The organism is Streptomyces sp. ICBB 8177, assembly GCF_003144095.1.
In the GTDB taxonomy this organism is placed as follows: domain Bacteria; phylum Actinomycetota; class Actinomycetes; order Streptomycetales; family Streptomycetaceae; genus Streptantibioticus_D.
In genome coordinates, this window is sequence record NZ_NSKH01000022.1 from 1 (window position 1) to 245 (window position 245).

The window sequence follows — 245 nt, forward strand, 5'->3', positions numbered from 1 at the left end:
GGAGAGGACGCGCTCGAGACCGTGGAGCAGCTCCGGGACTTCCTTGACGACCACCCCGCGGCTGAACCTCCGAGTCCGGCCGCGAACCAGGGGGCCGGCCCGCGGCATCTCACCCGCGCCGACCTGGCGGAAGTCCGCGCGTTGCGCGAGACGGTGCGTGGGGTGCTCGAACGGGCGAACGCGGACGCGGTCCAAGCCGCGGCTCTGATCAACGACGGTCTGCGTCGCAGCCGCGCCACCCCGGT

Annotated in this window: 1 protein-coding gene; it reads left to right on the plus strand. The window is 73.5% G+C overall.

Annotated elements, in window-relative coordinates:
• Positions 1-21 precede the first annotated feature (21 nt).
• A partial coding sequence (locus tag CK485_RS20485) for an ABATE domain-containing protein (protein WP_342673492.1) occupies positions 22-245 on the plus strand: 224 nt, incomplete at its 3' end.